Origin of the sequence: Vreelandella indica, from assembly GCF_037070225.1 — a bacterium.
In the GTDB taxonomy this organism is placed as follows: Bacteria; Pseudomonadota; Gammaproteobacteria; order Pseudomonadales; family Halomonadaceae; genus Vreelandella; species Vreelandella arctica.
The window spans coordinates 32056-50310 of the sequence record NZ_JBANSO010000018.1 but is presented as its reverse complement, the minus strand read 5'-3'; the positions used below and the strand labels follow the sequence as shown (position 1 = coordinate 50310).

Below are 18255 nucleotides of genomic sequence, written 5' to 3'. Positions count from 1 at the left end.
ACGCCACGTTTAGTTTGCCATTCGGTTCTGGTTACTACATTCACTTAATAACAAACGGATCGCCCTATGTTTCAGCTCACTCGTAGTGTCACCTGGCAGGCGCTTGACCGCCTACGCGACAAAACCGCTAATGACCGTATTCGTGACTACTTCACCAATGATCCTCAGCGCTTTGAGAAAATGAGCCTTCGGGTGGGCGGTCTGTTTCTTGACTACTCCAAGCACCATGTCTCCGATGAAGTGCTTACCAAGTTGATTGAGCTAGCCGACCACTCCGCACTGGTACAGCGCCGGGCACAAATGTTCTCCGGGGATATTATCAACGTTACGGAAAACCGCCCGGTACTGCACACCGCCCTGCGTCACTTAGGCGATGAGCCGGTGTATGTAGACGGCGAAGACGTCATGCCCGAGATCACCCGCACCCGCGAGCAGATCAAGCTGTTCTCTGAAGCGGTGCGCAATGGCGAGTGGAAAGGCTACAGCGGCAAACGTATTAAAGATGTGGTCAATATCGGTATTGGCGGCTCGGATCTTGGCCCTAACATGGCGGTGCGCGCACTGCTCAAATACCGCCACCCGGAACTGCACTTCCACTTCGTTTCCAACGTAGACGGCACCCATATCCAGAAGGTGCTTTCGCGCCTCGACCCGGCGACTACGTTGTTTATCGTCTCTACCAAGACCTTTTCTACCCAGGAGACGCTGCTAAACGCCAAAACCGCACGGCGCTGGTTCCTGGAGAACGCTGGCGAAGACGCCGATGTGGGCGCGCACTTCATTGCCGCCTCCACCAACCGCAAAGCGGCCATGGAGTTCGGCATTCGCGAAGAGAATGTGTTCGAATTCTGGGCCTGGGTGGGGGGTCGCTACTCCATGTGGTCGTCCATCGGGCTGCCGATTGCGCTTTCAATCGGTTTCGAAGGCTTTATCGAGCTGCTGGAAGGCGCGCACGAGATGGACAACCATTTCATCAACGCACCCTTCTCTCAGAACATGCCGGTGCTGATGGCGCTGATTGGTATTTGGTACATCAACTTTATTGGTGCCGAAACCCAAGCCATCGTGCCCTACGATCAAGCGCTGAATCAGTTGCCCTCTTTCCTGCAGCAGCTTGATATGGAGTCTAACGGTAAGTCGGTGGATATTTTTGGCCACCCGGTGAACTACAAAACCGGCCCGATTGTGTGGGGCCAAACTGGCTCCAACGGCCAGCACGCTTTCTTCCAGCTACTGCACCAGGGCACCCGCTACGTGCCGATTGATTTTATTGCCTCACTCAAACCCGAACCCGGCGTAGAAGACCACCACTTCGCGCTACTGACCAATATGCTCGCCCAGGCCAACGCCTTTATGGAAGGCAGCCAGGGGGACAGCAAAGAGCTAAGCCAACATGACCCCTACAGCTGCCCCGGCAACCGCCCCTCCAGCACGCTATTGCTGGACGAGCTAACGCCAAAAAACCTGGGGGCACTCATCGCGCTTTATGAGCACAAGGTATTTGTCCAAGGCGTCATCTGGAACATCAACTCCTTTGACCAATGGGGCGTTCAGCTCGGCAAACGTATCGCCGGTGAAATCAGCGAACGTATCGACACTAACGCCGCTGACTTTGACGCCTCCACTCAAGGCCTGCTGGAGTTGGTGCGGGCGCACTTCCCAAATGGCGGCAGCGGCGAAAAGGAAAGCGCACTGGCCAGTGCCGAGAAGAAGCCAGCACGAAAGAAACGTTGAACGGATAGGTTGGTAAATCTTTATAAAACTGCGCCTTGGCTTGAGTACGTCAAGGCGTTTTCCGTTCTTGGTTCTTTCAGCTTTAATAATTGGCAGTACTGAATCTAGTAGGCTCTTATATGTGAACTTACTTCCTTACGTCTCATCCGGAATCAACGCCAGCAGATCAGTGACGCCAATATCTATACCGGCTTGCGAGAGCAAGGTAGATACCTGCCCGCGGTGGTGGGTTTGGTGATTAAAAAAGTGGTTAATAAGGCGCGAGTAACTTCTGGTTGAAGCCACGCCTTTGGTGTTGTGGTAACTCAGTAGCGTATCCAGATCATCATCGGTCAGCGCGGCTACCCAGTTAATAATCACGCTATCCAGCCAATGGCGATGCGCGCTTAGGCCTTGCATATCATCAAACAGGCGTTGATTGAGATGCGTTGGCGTGGGCAGCGGCTCCATTACCGCCAGTGTGGCGGCTGAAGAAGGATGAGCCGCAAACCGCTTAAGCCAAATCGTGTCGGCGACAACGATATGGTTCAAGGTGCCAAAAATAGAGCCAAAGAAAGCGCCTCTATCCTCTATAAGCTCAGCCGCACTTAGCTTGCTAGCGGCGTCATATACCTTGGCATTCATCCACTGGTTGTAGGATGCCATTAATGCAAAATGTGGTTGCAGTTCCATAGGTCAAATCGCCTCTTTCCATGCTGGCAACAACGGGTTCTTTAAGCGTATGAAATAAAGACGCGTTTGTATCCCCGAATTTGCTATTTAAGCCGCTAAGCGTTTTCTTGCGCCTTTGCCCAAACGCCATATACTGTATAAATAGCCATATAGTTAGTTATACAGGTCAGAGGTGGCAAATGACGATCCCCGATCAAACATCGAGTGTTTCAGCCGTGCGTAAAGGCCGCGGGGCAACGTACGACCCGCACAACCGTTTTGCACCTAGCCATAGCGTGGTGGAAGACGACGGTTGGTGGCGTGAGGAAGCCTCTACGACCATCGCCACCGAAGTGCGAGAGGAAGTGAGCAAGAGCGCACTGTCGTGGAATAAATCACCGGACTTGCCATTTGACCGCTCACTGAACCCTTATCGTGGTTGTGAACATGGCTGCGTTTACTGCTACGCACGCCCCTCCCACGCTTACTGGGATTTATCGCCAGGGCTGGATTTTGAGACCAAGTTGATTGCCCGCAGCGGGTTGGTGGAACGGTTAACAGAGGAGCTCTGCCACCCCAACTATGTGTGCCGTCCGATCAACCTTTCCGGCAACACCGATTGCTACCAGCCGTTAGAGGCTACTTATAAAACCACACGCCGCTTGCTGGAGTTGCTGTTGGAGTGCCGCCATCCGGTAACGCTGGTAACTAAAAGTACGCTGGTGCTACGCGATCTAGAACTATTGGCAGAGATGGCAGAGCATCGCCTGGTGCGTGTGTTTGTTAGCTTGACCAGCCTGGACGCCAATTTAAAGCGCACGCTAGAACCACGGGCGGCGTCGCCTCAGGCGCGCTTACGGGCTATTCGTGAACTTAATACCGCGGGAGTCCCAGTCGGCACATTGATTTCGCCGGTTATTCCAGGGCTGACTGATCATGAAATCGAAAAACTACTCGAAGCCGCCAGCCGAGCAGGCGCACGAACGGCGGCTTGGATGTTGCTGCGCTTACCTTATGAAGTGGCACCGCTGTTTGAAGCGTGGTTGGAAGCTCACTATCCAGAACGCGCCGCCAAAGTGATGAGTCTTATGCGCCAGTGCCGGGGCGGTAAGGCCTATGATGCCAAGTTTGGTAAGCGCTTTCGCGGGGAAGGTGTCTTTGCCGATCTAATTGCCCAGCGCTTTGCGCGCGCCAGCCGCCAGTGGAACATGCAGGATCGCACCGAGCAGGGCTTGAACACGCGGGATTTCCGCCCACCACGGGCGCAGGGCGACTTATTCCTTTAAGCTAAGCAGCGCATTAATCAATTTGCTGTTAAGGAAGCCTCATGTCCGCGCTTAGCAAAACGAAATCGAGTTTTTACCGACGTTTATACGTGGCCCATCTTATCGAACATGGCGCTGCCAGCGTGCCTGCACTCATTGAGGCCACCGGCATGCCACGGCGTACCGCCCAGGATACGATCGCCTCCCTTGCCGAATTAGATATCGAGTGCGTATTTACGAAAGATGAAGGCGAGCGCCACAACATTGGCCGCTACCAGATACGTGACTGGGGGGCGATTGACCCACGTTGGGTGGAAACGAATGCCGAGCGGCTTAAACAGGCACTCGGCTATTCTGGAACCCTCTGATCGTTTTCCTCCGGCTCGGCCCACGCTAACCGTGCGGCATTGAGCGTGACACTCAGCGAACTTGCCGCCATGGCGAGTACCGCGACCAGGGGTGGAATGGCCATCACAGCTACCAGCCCTAGTGCCAGCGTATTATAAAGTGCCGAGAAGAACAGATTCTGCACCATGATGCGCCGGGTGCGTGTAGCAATGCTAAGCAGTTGCACTACACCACCCATTCCCGGCGTCATGAGCTGTGCAGAAGCCCCTTCACGGGCGGCTTCGCTGGCACTTAGCGGGGCAATACCCACATCAGCCGCGGCCAAGCTCAACGTATCATTCAAGCCATCACCCACGTAGAGCGTTGGCGATGGTAGCGCCTGCAACAGCCTCGCTTTGGCTTCAGGCGAACGCTGGGCATAGCAAGCTTCTCGGGCAAGCCCTATCTGCTCACCCAGCCAGCTAACGGCTCCCTGCCGGTCGCCACTAATCATCGCCACCACATAACCTGATGCGAGCAGGCGCTTCACGCTTGGAGCGGCATCCTCCACAGGTTGATCAGCCAGATAGAACGTGGCCAGCCAGCCCGCTTCGTCAGCCAACATCACTTGAGAAGCAAACGTCAGCGCGGGGTCTTCAGCTTGAAATGGCACCACAATCTGCTGACGAGTTAGCCAATTAGCGCTGCCTAGCGTTAGCCACTCGCCGCTATTTAGCTGCACTCGGCGCCCTTCCCCAGGCGATTCATTTACTTCTATATTCTGTTCCGTATTCTGCTCAGGGTGCTGATCACGTTGATCATCCGACCAGTGGGTTAACGCCTGCGCTAGCGGATGTTCGCTTCCAACGACGGCGGCGCTTAATTTGCGCCGCACAGTATGCTTATTAACGCCCTCCCGCGCCTGCCAATGCAGCACGGAATGATTGCCGGTCGTTAAGGTGCCGGTTTTATCCAGTGCTACCGAGCGAATGCGCGCCAAGGTTTCAAGCGCTGCCGGGTCGCGGAGCGCAATACCTTGCTGCATGGCCTGACCGCCACCGGCAAGGCTTGCCAATGGCACGGCAAGCCCCACAGCACAGGGGCATGCCACCACCAGCACGGAAAGTGCCCGCACAAAGGCCTCTTCCCAGCCTGTTCCGAATAACAGCGCAGCAGGCAGCGTCAGCAGTGCGAGCACAAGTGCTAAGGGGCTTAGCCAAGCGGCAAAGCGGTCAGCAAGCTTCTGTAGCTCGCCCTTTTTGGCCTGATAGCGGCGCATTTCGTCACATAGACGGTCTAACCGGCGCTTGCCTACGCCGGCGCTTACCTGCATTACCAGCGGCGTTGCACCCAGGTAGCGGTAGCCTGCGTAGACCTTCTGACCTGTATGAAAGTGGCGCGGCAGGCTTTCACCGGTCAACGAGGCAGTATCGATCCAACCAGGCGCTTCCAGGATGCCATCAAGCGCTACCAGCTCACCTGGCGCTAACTCAACGCGTATTCCTACGGCCACTTCATCGGCGGGGAGTGTTTCCCATCGTTCATGTTGCCAAACGGTTATGTTCGCGTTCGGTAGCGCCAATGCGTCCAGCGCTTTTAACCCACGGTGACGGCACAGCGTTTCCACTAACCGCCCAACCAGTAACAGCACAATCAGCATCACCGCCGTATCGAAATATACTTCCGATGAACCGCGCCATAAAAGCCCAAGCGAGACGAGTACTGCGCCAAATACACCAAGGCTGACGAGCACATCCATTCCAGGGCGTTTGGCGAGCAATGTACGCCATCCCGCTCGGTAAAACGGCACGCCCGCAAACAGCACCACGGGAAGTGAAAAAGCACCCGACACCCATGCCACTACCTGCTCGACCTGTTCATTGGGCAAGGCGGATGCGTAGATCAGAACTGAGGCAAGCATGGTCCACATGCCAAATAGCGAACCCACCATCAGCCTAAGGGTGAGGTAGCGGCTCTCCTCTTCCAGTCGCGCATGGGCATCGCCCACCGGCTCAAGTTCCGTCAGCCGGTAGCCTAGTCGCTTGACCTTTGAGGCAAGCCCTGAGAGCTGAATCGCGGCTGGCGTGCCGCTTATACAGAGCGTGGCGCTGGGATAATGCACGCTAACGTCGCGCACACCAGCACTCCGTTTGAGGGAGCCTTCCACGGCCAACGCGCAACTGGTACACCACATGCCGTGAAGGGTATAGAGCTTGTCTGCGTTAGTGTCAGTCATACCGCTCACAGGCAAGGCGGAATACCGATGATGGGCATCGCTGCAAACAATACGCCGAAGGTAGAAAAGAGATAGAGCCCGGCAGAAACCCGTGCATTAAAGCGCAGCCGCCCGGCATGACGTTTGCTCATGCGGTAACACCCCACCGTTAACGCGGCTAATAGCGCAACGGCGGCAAGACTGACCATAAGCAACAACGCATTAACGAGGGTAAAAACACCCTGTTCTGGGTCAGGGGGCATGACTTCACAGGCCACAGCATGGCCACCGTAAACTGTTACAAACCAAGCACTCCAAAGCGTTAAGCCAATAACAAAGTGTAATGGGTGAGTGAGGTGTAAGCGCTGCATCACTATGGTCATCCGCCTAACTCCCTATGACACGGGGCAGCACGGCAAGCGCGCCCACGATGATCCAGAACGTCGCCACGTTATAACGCCACAATTGAGCAACGACAGCGGGCTCAAAAGGTGCATGGGCGCCCACATAGCCATAACCCACCCGTAGGCCCTGAAGCAGCGTTAGCACAGCACCCAAACCTCCATGAAACAGTGCATACGCTAGTCCCACCATAATGATTGCATCATGAGAGTTCTCGGTAACCGCAAGGTCTGCGCTCAGCAGTACCCAAAGCGTGATGCCCACCTGCAAAAACCCAAGCGCACTAATACTGAACATGCCTAGTGACAGCCCAGCATCACGCTGCTGACGCAACCCACTTATCAGTTTTTCGAGGATGCCTGCACCTACCGTGAGTGACCCACCAGCCAACAGCAGCCCCATCAGAGAGAGCGGTGATACCTCAGGCATTCGCCATTCAGGCGAGACCGTCCAAAGGTAAAACCAGCCAAACAAATAGGAAAGGAAGAACGAGCCATTGGCCAGCATGGTAATCGACATTGCCCATAAGCCAGGGCCATCCATGGTGCGCGAGTGCAGCGGAGGATCGCCGGGTGCCACCCGGGCATCAGGCGCAGCTTTTGGATGTGCACCGTTTTCCCATGACCAGCGCAATAGAAACAATCCAGCGATCACCACGGCGATAACGGCCAACGGGTAAAGGCGAGTCAGCAGGCTTAAACACACCACTGCCAGTGCCATCGCGGCGAAAAGTGGCCACCACGAGTTACCCGGCAGGTGAATAATTTCGCGCACTTTGCCGGTTAACGGATCGGTTCCCCACGTTTCACGTCGCCCATGAGTCGCTACCGCCAAACTATGCTGGCCTTCCGCCATAGTGCGCGGCAAATCAGGATCATCCCAAAGCGGGTGGCGTGTCTCGATTTTTGGCAAACTGACAAAATTATAGGCGCTTGGCGGCATGCTATTGGCCCACTCAAGGCCATCAGCATTCCATGGATTAGGCTTAGCGGGCTTGCCAAAACGGAAGTGTAGGGCAAAATCCAGCAGCACCATGGCAATCCCCGCCGACATAATGAAGCCGCCTACTGAAGAAATTAGATTAAAAATATCCCAACCCATGCCCGCGTCATAAGAGTAAACACGGCGCGGCATACCCAGTAGCCCGGTCCAGTGCATAATCAGGAACGTGGTATTAAAACCGATGAATGTCAGCCAGAAGCCCCATTTACCCAGCGTTTCAGAAGGCATACGGCCTGAAAAGAGGGGCAGCCAGTAGTAAAGCCCAGCGATCAGCGGGAAGAACATTCCGCCGACTAAAACGTAGTGCATATGTGCCACCACGAAGTGGGTATCGTGCACTTGCCAGTTAAACGGCACCAGCGCCAGCATTACCCCCGTTAAGCCGCCGCACACAAAAATGATCAAAAAGCCTAATATCCATAGCATCGGCAGCTTCATCTTCGGCTTACCCAGCCATAACGTCGCCAGCCAAACAAATACCTGAATCGCCGTGGGCACTGCGACCAACATACTGGCAGCTGAAAAGAAGGCTTGAGCCAGCTGGGGAATCCCCACAGTGAACATATGGTGGACCCATAACCCAAAGCTAATGAAGCCGGTGGTGACAATGGCGAAAACCACCCAGCCATAGCCCACAATCGGACGACCAGCGAACACCGGTATCAGCGTAGACACTATCCCCGCCGCCGGTAAAAAGATGATGTAAACCTCAGGGTGACCGAACAGCCAGAAGAGATGCTGCCAAAGAATAGGGTCACCGCCCCCGGCCACGTCAAAAAAGGGCATCCCAGCGGCACGCTCGAGCTCAAGTAAAATACTGCCCAGAATCAGCGGCGGGAAACCGACCACAATCATTAAAGCCATCGCGAGAATGTACCAGGCAAACAGCGGCATTTTATGCAGCGCCATTCCTTGGGTACGCGTACGCAGTATTGAAACCACCAGTTCTACACCCGCAGAGAGGGCGGAGATTTCAACAAAGGTGATCCCCAGTAGCCAAAAATCCGAACCTAAACCCGGTGAGTACTCGCTACTACTAAGCGGGGTATACATGAACCAGCCACTGTCCGGTGCCATCTCTAACACCAAACTAAAAGTTAAGATGATCCCGCCGAATAGATAGCACCAGTAGCCCAGCGACGTCAGCCGTGGGCAGACCAGATCGCGGGCACCAATCATCTTAGGAATCATGTAAATCGCTAACCCTTCCAGCATAGGAATAGCGAACAAGAACATCATCACCGTGCCGTGCATGGTGGTGACTTGATTATAGATATCCGGCGTCATGAAATCTTGATCAGAAAGCGCCAGCTGGGTGCGTACCAGCATGGCCAACAAACCGCCGATCAAGAAAAATACCATCCCGGTAACCATGAATCTCAGGCCAAGGGTGGTGTGGTTTACAATGGTCAGTGCTTTCAAGCCGCGCGGATTTCCCCAGATCTCATGCAGATCGTTATGCAACCGCTTAGGATTTTCGGGTAAATCGCCCGGTGGCGTCACTTCACGATTAATGGTCGTCATGGTGTCAAGCTCTCCAGCCAAGCACCCAGGGACGCCAAGGTAGCGGTGTCAATATCATCGTGGGGCGGCATTTTATTGCCTGGTTTTAAACGTTGATGGTGTTGCAGCCAGTGGGTCACCGCGCCCTCTTCCATGGCCATAATGCCCGCTCCTAAGCTGGTACGGCTGCCTAAATCAGAAAGGTCAGGCCCTTCTCCAGCCGTTGAGAGCCCGGCTACCCGGTGGCAGCTCGCGCAATGGGTCATAAATGCCTCCCTGGCAGGTTCATGCTGTTGGTCGTTTGTCGCTAGCGACGACAATTCATCCGTTTGACGGTCAGCCAACCAAGCGTCGTACTCGTCGCGCTCGACAGCTTCTACATAGAGCTGCATCTGGGCATGCTGGGCGCCGCAGAACTCGGCGCATTGAGCGCCAAATACCGCTGGCTCATCCGCTTCCAAGCGTATTTTATTGATGCGCCCTGGAACCATATCAATCTTGCCACCTAACCGCGGCACCCAAAAGGCATGGATCACATCGGCACCGGTGACATGAAAATCAATGGGCTCACCCGCCGGCATGATGAGTTGATTAGCAGTCACCACTTCGCCGCCTTCCGCTCCTGGGTAGCGCACTTCCCACCACCACTGATGGCCGATGACTTCAATCACTTCCGGTGGATCACTTAAAGGCAGCGTTAACATACGTTGCCCCGTCGGCACACCAAAAGTTAACAGCGCGATAATACTGGCGACTGGCAGTATTATCCCGCCGCCGACAATCCAACGCCGTGCCACCCGGCGCTCTTCTACCGGCGTGCGTGCCACCTCTTTACGCTTAAAGGTATACAGCCAAAAAACGGTGACCATGACCAATACGACGGTGCCAAAGCCTAGCATCACCCACCAAATCATCACCACATCTCGCGCAGCTTGGCCTGCCGGGTCTAGAATAGACTTATCGCCCGCGCAGCCGGTTAGCAGTAATCCAGCTAACAGTGCGAGCAGAATGCCCAGCCGGTTGACCCTCTGCTGGGTTAAGCGTTGAATACTTGTTAAGCGCTGGATACGTGTTAAATATTGAAGTCTAAGCCTCATCCCTGAATTCCTTTTTTCTGCCCACAGGAAGTGACCATGGCAAAAACTCGCCAACTCTCGATCGTAAGCCGCGCCTCTATCGCCGGCCACCCACTGCATCCAGTGATGATTCATTTCCCGGTCGCCGCGCTGTTGGCGCTGGTGGCCAGCGATATTGGCTTTTTGCTGAGTGGTGATGAATTCTGGCTGCGCGCCAGCTTGTGGCTGGCTGGCGTCGGTGCGTTTGGCGGCTGGATTGCCAGTACGGCGGGGATTATCGACTTGGTCACAGTGCCACGTATTCGCCGCCTGATTACTGGCTGGAGTCATGCCATCGTAGCGGTCGTAATGCTCTCGCTGGCGTCGCTGAACTGGCTGCTGCGCTTTAACGACGCCAGCGCGATTTTGCCCTGGGGATTGGCCGTATCGCTGATCACCGCTGGTTTGATCGCCGTGGCGGGCCTGCTGGGCGGCCAACTGGTGTATGAACATGCGGTCGGTGTCGACGTTGAGGACTAGAGCCACAGTGTTAGCTCCAATCCAGCGGTTTTGCTAATACAAAGCCTAGCACACTGAGAATGGCCACTAACGCAACGCATAGCGCTGTCCAGTTGGCGGGCTTCACCCAACGGTAGTGGCCCTGCTCAAGACGCAGTATTAACCAGCCAAAACAGCCATGAGCGGCCACCATCGCCACCACGGCGCCAAGCTTTAAGATTAACCAGCCGCCCAATATGCCATGGATAAGAAACAGCAGCGTACCCGACGCAATCGCCACTAAGGCGGCAGGGGTAGCAAAGGAGATATAAAAAAACCGCGGCATTGGCGGCGTACCCTGAGCAAAGCCCGAGTCTTTACGTAGCTGCAGCGTTTGGCTGAGCAAAGCGGGCAAGTACAACAGCGAGCCGCACCAAATCACTAGCGCGGCAATGTGAAGCAGTTTAAGCCAGGGCATCGGGGCTTCCTTGCATTGCTTAAGGCGAGATAAATCTACCCCCTAACCTTAGCCAACTCACCGCACTCTGGCTAGCCGATTAACTCACCTGGATCTCGTAACCTGTGAATTTGCGGAGATTAATAACGCCGCTATCAAGCAGCAAATACTGGCCTTTGACGCCTTGCAGCACGCCTTCCACTACCGGTTGCTTATCAAAATTATGCGACACCACTTTTTTTGGGAAGACGCTGACCGGGTAGTGAAATTCTTGTGCGGGCTGCTCCAGGGTGCGAATGGCATCTGCCCCATGAGTCTCGCGGAGTTGATTCAGCCCGCCAGCTAACAGGCTCAGCAGCCGGTCACGCTCAGCGGCTAAATCCATTACTGTAACGTCACCTTTAAGCATGGCCCGCCAGTTGGTGCGATCGGCCACCTGCTCTTTGAACAGCATTTCGACAAACCCGGACTGCTGGCGAGTATCGACTTCCAGAATCGGCAGTGCCTGTATTGCACCTTGATCCAACCAACGGGTTGGCATTTGGGTTTTGCGCGTAATACCCACTTTTAAGCCAGAAGAGTTAGCCAGGTAAACGATGTGAGGCTGAAAACAGTGCTTCTCTCCCCACTCCGGCTCACGGCAGGTGCCTTGGAAAAAGTGGCAGGTTTCTGGTTTCATAATGCAGGTATCGCATTGTGCTAACCGCTTAAAGCAAGGGTAACAGTGGCCCTGAGCAAAGCTCTTCTTGGTCGCCCGCCCACAGTGGGTACAGGCAATCGCGCCCGTCCAACGCAAACTAAGCGGCTCACCGATACGCTCATTAAGCGCGACACGATGCTCCCCTGCACGCAAATGGTAGGTTACCTGCTCATGCTGACGATCAGGCAGCGCTGCTGCCATTTTGCTTAAACAACCTTGCACTGCCGCTTCAATCACGCGTGGCATCCCGTGCCAAGCCGGCCATTTCTGGTGTTACACCAGCGCCGTTGGCAGCTGCCCCACAGGTACGCTGCTCTAAATAGCCTACGCGGCTCTCTTCCGGCACATTGTTCTCAGCTTCATAGCGCATCACCGCTTCCAAACAGAGCTCGGTCTGTTCGGGCGTTAAGCGACGACCATCAGGCCATTTGCGCAGCGATACCGCCTGTTTCAGGCTCTCATAGATCGCTGGGGTCATCTGGTTAATCATTTTCTCGAACGTCATTTCGCTCATTGCGGCCTCTTAATGTTTTTTCAAACGGCGGGATGAATAATACCAGCCTGTGACCAGCCCCACGAGTAGGCCACCCAAATGCGCTTCATTAGCGACATTGCCAAAACCAACGCTGCCCGCCATATCGGTCATGGTGAACACCATCCACCCCAGCATGAAGACCACCAGCATTTGCGGCACAAAGAAACCGCTTCGGGGCACCCGCCGGGACATCAACCAAACGTGGGCCAGCAGCGCATAAACCACACCGGACATACCGCCAAACAATACGGTACCGGTTAAGTACTGAGCGATGTTGGCGCCTATGCCCGCCACAACAAGCAGCAGTAGCATAGTGCGGCTGCCCTGCAGCGCTTCAATCTGACGGCCGAAGTACCACACCCACATCAGGTTAAATATCAAATGCATCCAGCCAAAATGCAGAAATGCAGGCGATAGTAAGCGCCACACCTGCCCTGACGAGAGCGTTTGCGACAGCTGACCGAACACCAGCTCACCCCCTGAAATACCGATGGGCACGATGGTCAACGTCACGATCAGCTGGTCACCGAACACCTCTATCAGGGCAAACACCACCACGCTTATCGCAATCATCAAGGCCGTCACCGGCACTTGTTTGAGAGAAGTCAGGGAAGCAGTCATGTTGCGTGAACGCTTGGCTGAGTGCTGAAGCTCCAGGGGTTCCCCCTGTTTCCAGCGCTCTACCAGTGCTTTTAGTTCATCGTGCTGACGAGGATCAGCAATCCATAGCAGCTGGCCGTCGGCCTCGTCGGTAATGCGGTGACCAATGCGGTGGCGCCAAAGTGCCTTTCGCAGTTCGCTTGTATCCGCGTGATCGGGCAAAAGCATCACTGGATGCATAACATCCCTCTAATCAATGCGCTAACGGCACGCTGACCGCAGCGAGTAGGTATTGGGCGAGCTATCGGCTGCCAACAAGCAGGCAAAAAAAACCGGCGGTGGGGACCGCCGGAGAATAAAAGCAAGGGATCATTCAAGGGAACACTTACTCTGATAGCCGACAGCAGCGTTAGTTCAGCCGTTTTGCAAAAATTATGTAAAAAAACGTAACCAAAGAAATAATCACCTAATCAAAATCAATTTCCCAGGGTTTCGGCAATGCCCGCTCCTCTTTCGGCACCTTAATCCATACAAAGTGGTCGGCATTTAAGACCGCCTCCCCACTCCAGCGGTAAGCGACTAACCGGCCATATTTGACCGCGCTGTAGTCTAAACAGGCGATATTGCGAGCGGGAAGCGACGGTATCCCTTCGCACCAGTAGTGACCAATAAATAACGGCGGCTGTTCTGGCCCATAATAACTCAATTGCTGCCGCTCTTCGGCCGTGAGTTCGTGGGTTTCAAGATCGCCGGGCAAGTTATCCGGCTGAAAGACTACATCCCCCCACTGCTGTGGGTCTTGAGCCCAAAAGTGGGCGCGGAAACTTTTCCGCGTAAAGCCATCACCAGAGTGTATCGCAATTCCTTCTGGCAGCGAGACATGCGGGCCTCGAGTGAGGCGATCTAGTATTTGATACGCTTGGGTAGTGGGGTCGGTGGATTCAACCAAAAACTCGGTGTCCATGCATTGATCAGGACGTCGCTGCTTTAGCTCGTCAATCAGCTTCTGATCCCAGCAGGCATGCACCACCCGAATCCCGTCTATCTCAAGGCAGAGCGGGATAGTTTTAAACCACGCCAACGTATCTTCCCACTCGTTGGTGTAGTCGCGATACTGCTCTAGGGTGTCTTGAATAATGCGATTATGCCGAGGAGTATGCTCACGCAGCCAGCGTTTGTGGCTACCTGCAGGCCCTGGATGAGTATACGCCAGGGCGTTGTACTCATGGTTACCCATCACAATGTAGGCCTCGCCCTGCTCTACCATTCGCCGGGCGATGGTCACTGCCAAGCGAATACGCGGCCCGCGATCAATCAGGTCGCCAAGGAAAATCACCTTGCGGCGTGGGTGACGGTATACACCGCTGCGCTGATGATAACCCAGCTTTTCGAGTAATGTGGCTAACGTAGCGCCACAGCCGTGGACATCACCAATCAGGTCATATCCTTCCAGCTGAGGCCTGCCTTGCGTTTCACGCTGCATGCTTAATCCCCCAACCGGTGGCTCCAGCCTAATTTGCTGCGCAGCACTTCGTAGAAATTATGTCCGATGGGGTGCACCAGTTGAACGCGTTCAGGCTTACGGGTAATCACCAACACATCGTTGGGCTTCGCTACCGCCCGCGTTTGCCCATCGCAGCTTATATGCGGATAGGTTTGGTTAGTTTCGCCAATATGAATACGGATTTCGCTGGCGGCATCAATCACGATTGGCCGACTCGACAGCGTATGGGGAAACATCGGCACCAGCGTCACTACATCAAGTTTGGGGTGCATAATCGGCCCACCACCCGAGAGTGCATAAGCCGTAGAGCCGGTAGGCGTGGCGACAATCAAGCCATCGCTGCGCTGGCTATAAACAAACTGACCATCAATAAACAATTCAAACTCAATCATGCGCACCGCTTTGCCGGGGTGCAGAACGACTTCATTCAAGGCATCGCCGTTGCCCACCGCAACACCGTTACGGTAGAGCACGGCGTCTAACAGGAAACGCTGTTCAATCTCAAATTCGCCCGCGAGCACTTCACTAACACGGATTTCCAGCTCATCTGGCGAAATGTCAGTAAGAAATCCTAAGCGGCCACGATTGACCCCTAAAATAAGCGTTCCGCTTCGGCAGAGCGTACGCGCCGCACCAAGCAAGCTGCCATCGCCTCCCACCACGATCACCAGATCGCACAGCTCCCCCAACATGCGGCGGCTTGCTTCCGGTTGACCATGATGCGGCAAGGCAGTAGCCGTGCGGTCTTCCACCAGCACCGAATACTCATGGGCGACGAGATAGGTCACCAGGCGCTGCAGAGAATCGATTACTTTATCGCTACCCAACCGACCAATCAGCCCGATGGTTTTAAAGGGCCTGCCTGATTGATCGCTGGAGGGCGACCTAGCCTCTGAAGATTTGGCATCTGGTGGTAAGGTGTTGCTCATGGGCCGACTCTCGCTAACAGAAGCCGCCATTATGGAGACACCTGAGGTATCGGGCAAATAGGCTTAGCTAACGGCCACTTGACGACGCTGGCACCACCAATGGTTGAGCCACAGCGAGGCCGCAATGATAAGCGCACCTAGCAGCAAGCGCGGGATATCCGCATCGCGGTTCCAAATCACCAGGTTAACGATAAGCCCTGCTGGCACCAGCGCATTGTTCATAATCGCTAGCGTGCCAGCATCCACTTTAGTGGCGCCCTGATTCCAGGCAAAGTAGCCAACGCCAGACGCCACTAACCCCAGCCAGGCCAGTACGCTCCACTGCAGCGATGTGGTCGGTAATGCAGCGCTGTTGCCGAAAAGTAAATAAGCGGGTAATGCCACTACCATTGCGCCAATGAAGAACCAGCCAAACACATTGTGCCACGCCAGCGTAGGCGGCAAATCAGCCGCTAATCGACGATAACCTACCTGACCAATAGCAAAGCAAAGGTTTGCCCCTTGCACCACTAAAAAGCCCATCCAGAAGCCGCTATCGACACCGTCATAGCGGATAACGCCTGCCCCGAGAACAGCAAGCAGTGCCGTCACGAGATAGATAGGGGTAAAGCGACCAAACAGGAGGTCATCCAGCAGTGCGATATAAATAGGCGTAAAGATCGTGAACAGCAGTACTTCTGGCACCGACAACAGCAAAAAGGATTGGTAGAAGAAGGTGTACATCACTCCCAATTGGATGGCACCCAATCCCATGAGGGCGAGCCGCTGCTTACCGCGCAGCAGGCTGGGGCGTAAAAACGGCAGGAACACCAGCATGGCAAGTGTTACTCGTAGCAGCACCGCAAAGTAGCTGTCGACCTGCCCCGCCAGATAAACCCCTATCAACGAAAAGGAAAATGCCCACAGGGCGGTAACGCCCACTAGATAACCCATCGTAAACCCCGGCTTATAAATTAGTTTACGCGGATTATACGCACCTGGATGAAGCTGCCAAGTCGTAAACGTAATAACAACCGTTGGTTAACGCCGCTGCAACCACCAAACCGCATACACCACACCCGGCAACCAACCCGCTAGCGTTAACAGTACCGCGATAATCACACGCTTTTGGCCGCCCTGTGTTAAGCCGACGGCGAGGGGTGGCAGGCATATCGCCAGGGCATAATAGGCGAACTTCAACGCGGCGGGCTCAGGTGTCGCTGGTTCTGTCTGGCTTGCTGATGCCGTTTTAGATGATGCAGCCGAGGTCGCGTCTAGCGCCGCCTTGGGCGGTGGCGTGAAGTGTTCTACGGCGCCAGGAGCTGGCTCTTTAGCAGCCTGAGCCGCCCGCTCCTGGGCAAGACGATGGGCTTCTTTATCGATTTTCTGCTCAAGGGTTTCAGCCCCTTCAGCCAAGTCATCGTGATGGCGCTCCCAGTCTTCCCAATCATGGGGTGTGCCCGATTTAGGCCGTTGATGACCAGAGCCCCTCGCCCGTTCCCAGGCTTTCTCTTCTAACGTATTGGGTCGATCCGGGTCACGTTCACTCCCCACGCCTTTGCGGTTTAAATATTCACGTGCATCCATGGAAGGCTCCTTGATGCCTTAATTAACGGTCAGGTGATGCCATTAGAAAATTAACAACACAGAAAATTCAGTACTTATAGCGTTGAATAAAGATAGCTTGCAGGACGCACGCCATGAACAAATCACCTACAGTGAAAGAGTTGATTCTCCCTTAGCGCCTACAACAACGAACAATCACAACGCACTGCCTGCGACAGCTTTATTATTGTCACAGCGCTGAATACGATGATCGAGGAGTGTCCATGATGAGTAGAGCAGCACCCAACATCGTTCGCGACATCATGTCCCGCGATTGCTACCGTGTTTCACCCGACGCATCCATCACCACATTAGCCAAGGGCCTGGCACTGCACCGCTTGCCAGGCGCACCGGTGGTTGATGCCGCCGACCGCTTAATCGGCTTTATTTCGGAGCAGGATGTATTGGGCCGTGTGCTTGATAGTATCTATCACGATGATGAGGCGCCGCTCGTTAAAGAGTTGATGCGCCACGAAGTACTCAGCGTATCACCGAATAAGAGCATTACCGACTTGGCACAGGAAATGCGGTCAGCGAAACCCAAGGTATACCCGGTCGTGGAGCAACAGCGGTTAATAGGCATCGTGACACGACGTGATATCCTAATTGCGCTGCTAATGATTCGCCGCCATTAGCCGTGCCGTTATGCTGGCTACGCTTTCTTTAAGTAGCTATATAACAGGCAAGCATCAGGCAAAAAAAACCGCTACTCAAGGAGTAGCGGAAGCAAGGGATCAAAACAAAGAGCCAGAACAACAACTTTAGCGACTGCTATCGCGCTGTTGTCTGTACATACTCAGACACGCCGCGCTGAAAAAGTTCGCAAAATAGTAAAATTTTCGACCTTGGCGGCGTCAAGCGTATAATTAAACGACAATTTGTGAACTGATGACGCCTAGGAGCCCAGCGAATGGCGCTGTATTTATTGGTATTTGGGGTGTGCTTGCTGGTGATTGGCGCGGTAATGCTGGTGTTGATGACCTCAAGCACGCCGCGCTACCGCACAGAACCTAAGGATTTACTGGCGCTGTTTGATAAAGCGCTCAACAGCCAGGTAAGCGAAACCGAGTGGAACGCTATCATCGGCTACCCTATTCGGCATAATGAGTATTTGGATGGCATTCGTCGCCGTGCCGCGCATTTAATGGAGCAGCATGGCCGACGCTGGATGGTAGCCCAGGGTAAACCATTGCTCAATCAAGAGGGCCAGGCTGAACTTAAGGCCCTTCGCGATCATTTGTCCGCCCATACAGCCCTCCGCCAGCAGTAGCTGGTGCGATCCAGGAGACCTGCT

General features: G+C 54.6%; 19 protein-coding genes. 6 read left to right on the top strand and 13 right to left on the bottom strand.

The window, feature by feature from the left end; translation table 11 throughout:
• The first annotated feature begins 66 nt into the window (after positions 1–66).
• Positions 67–1734, top strand: a complete 1668-nt coding sequence (pgi, locus tag V8L71_RS13400) for a glucose-6-phosphate isomerase (RefSeq protein WP_336274404.1) — start codon at positions 67–69, stop codon at positions 1732–1734.
• A 135-nt stretch (positions 1735–1869) separates the two neighbouring features.
• Here pgi and V8L71_RS13395 read toward each other — a convergent pair whose 3' ends face one another.
• Positions 1870–2406, bottom strand: a complete 537-nt coding sequence (locus V8L71_RS13395; RefSeq protein WP_336274403.1) for a DinB family protein — start codon at positions 2404–2406, stop codon at positions 1870–1872.
• Between the two features lie 179 nt (positions 2407–2585).
• Between V8L71_RS13395 and V8L71_RS13390 the strand changes: the two genes are divergently transcribed.
• Positions 2586–3671, top strand: coding sequence for a PA0069 family radical SAM protein (locus V8L71_RS13390; RefSeq protein ID WP_336274402.1), 1086 nt, complete (start codon positions 2586–2588; stop codon positions 3669–3671).
• Between the two features lie 41 nt (positions 3672–3712).
• On the top strand, positions 3713–4018 hold the full coding sequence (locus V8L71_RS13385; RefSeq protein WP_336274401.1) for a winged helix-turn-helix domain-containing protein: 306 nt from the start codon (positions 3713–3715) through the stop codon (positions 4016–4018).
• Here the strand turns inward: V8L71_RS13385 and V8L71_RS13380 are convergent.
• The 4 genes from V8L71_RS13380 to coxB are packed head-to-tail and all read right to left on the bottom strand — an operon-like array spanning position 4000 to position 10196.
• The gene (locus V8L71_RS13380) at positions 4000–6213 is read right to left on the bottom strand and encodes a heavy metal translocating P-type ATPase (RefSeq protein WP_336274400.1); all 2214 of its coding nucleotides are present in this window, start codon (positions 6211–6213) and stop codon (positions 4000–4002) included. The genes V8L71_RS13385 and V8L71_RS13380 overlap by 19 nt on opposite strands.
• Positions 6214–6218: 5 nt before the next feature.
• Entirely contained in the window at positions 6219–6575 is a 357-nt protein-coding gene (locus V8L71_RS13375) for a hypothetical protein (protein ID WP_336274399.1), read from the bottom strand.
• 4 nt (positions 6576–6579) lie between these two features.
• Positions 6580–9120, bottom strand: a complete 2541-nt coding sequence (ctaD, locus tag V8L71_RS13370; protein WP_336274398.1) for a cytochrome c oxidase subunit I — start codon at positions 9118–9120, stop codon at positions 6580–6582.
• Positions 9117–10196, bottom strand: coding sequence for a cytochrome c oxidase subunit II (gene coxB / locus V8L71_RS13365; RefSeq protein WP_336274397.1), 1080 nt, complete (start codon positions 10194–10196; stop codon positions 9117–9119). The genes ctaD and coxB overlap by 4 nt, the downstream gene beginning before the upstream one ends.
• 36 nt (positions 10197–10232) lie before the next feature.
• Here coxB and V8L71_RS13360 point away from each other — a divergent pair, with 36 nt between their 5' ends.
• Positions 10233–10694 (top strand): DUF2231 domain-containing protein, encoded by a 462-nt coding sequence (locus V8L71_RS13360; protein ID WP_008957004.1) that lies wholly within the window; start codon positions 10233–10235, stop codon positions 10692–10694.
• A 10-nt stretch (positions 10695–10704) separates the two neighbouring features.
• Here the strand turns inward: V8L71_RS13360 and V8L71_RS13355 are convergent, their stop codons facing one another.
• The 8 genes from V8L71_RS13355 to V8L71_RS13320 form a co-directional block, all read right to left on the bottom strand.
• Positions 10705–11130, bottom strand: coding sequence for a CopD family protein (locus V8L71_RS13355; protein WP_008957005.1), 426 nt, complete (start codon positions 11128–11130; stop codon positions 10705–10707).
• Between the two features lie 79 nt (positions 11131–11209).
• Positions 11210–12055: a DUF2797 domain-containing protein gene (locus tag V8L71_RS13350; protein ID WP_336274396.1), complete on the bottom strand. Its 846-nt coding sequence runs from the start codon at positions 12053–12055 to the stop codon at positions 11210–11212.
• Positions 12039–12323, bottom strand: a complete 285-nt coding sequence (locus V8L71_RS13345) for a YeaC family protein (RefSeq protein WP_176304616.1) — start codon at positions 12321–12323, stop codon at positions 12039–12041. The genes V8L71_RS13350 and V8L71_RS13345 overlap by 17 nt, the downstream gene beginning before the upstream one ends.
• A gap of 9 nt (positions 12324–12332) precedes the next feature.
• Positions 12333–13184 (bottom strand): rhomboid family intramembrane serine protease, encoded by an 852-nt coding sequence (locus V8L71_RS13340; RefSeq protein ID WP_008957008.1) that lies wholly within the window; start codon positions 13182–13184, stop codon positions 12333–12335.
• A gap of 226 nt (positions 13185–13410) precedes the next feature.
• On the bottom strand, positions 13411–14427 hold the full coding sequence (locus tag V8L71_RS13335; protein ID WP_336274395.1) for a metallophosphoesterase: 1017 nt from the start codon (positions 14425–14427) through the stop codon (positions 13411–13413).
• Between the two features lie 2 nt (positions 14428–14429).
• Positions 14430–15377, bottom strand: coding sequence for an NAD(+) kinase (locus V8L71_RS13330; RefSeq protein ID WP_336274394.1), 948 nt, complete (start codon positions 15375–15377; stop codon positions 14430–14432).
• A 63-nt stretch (positions 15378–15440) separates the two neighbouring features.
• Positions 15441–16310 (bottom strand): carboxylate/amino acid/amine transporter, encoded by an 870-nt coding sequence (locus V8L71_RS13325; protein ID WP_336274393.1) that lies wholly within the window; start codon positions 16308–16310, stop codon positions 15441–15443.
• 87 nt (positions 16311–16397) lie between these two features.
• The gene (locus V8L71_RS13320; RefSeq protein ID WP_336274392.1) at positions 16398–16943 is read right to left on the bottom strand and encodes a YqaE/Pmp3 family membrane protein; all 546 of its coding nucleotides are present in this window, start codon (positions 16941–16943) and stop codon (positions 16398–16400) included.
• Positions 16944–17188: 245 nt separating this feature from the next.
• On the opposite strand from V8L71_RS13320, the gene V8L71_RS13315 reads away from it, so the two are divergent.
• Together V8L71_RS13315 and V8L71_RS13310 are read left to right on the top strand one after the other, a co-directional pair.
• A complete protein-coding gene (locus V8L71_RS13315) occupies positions 17189–17596 on the top strand; it encodes a CBS domain-containing protein (RefSeq protein ID WP_035557597.1) in 408 nt (135 codons plus the stop codon).
• Between the two features lie 275 nt (positions 17597–17871).
• Positions 17872–18231, top strand: a complete 360-nt coding sequence (locus V8L71_RS13310; RefSeq protein ID WP_008957014.1) for a hypothetical protein — start codon at positions 17872–17874, stop codon at positions 18229–18231.
• Positions 18232–18255 lie beyond the last annotated feature (24 nt).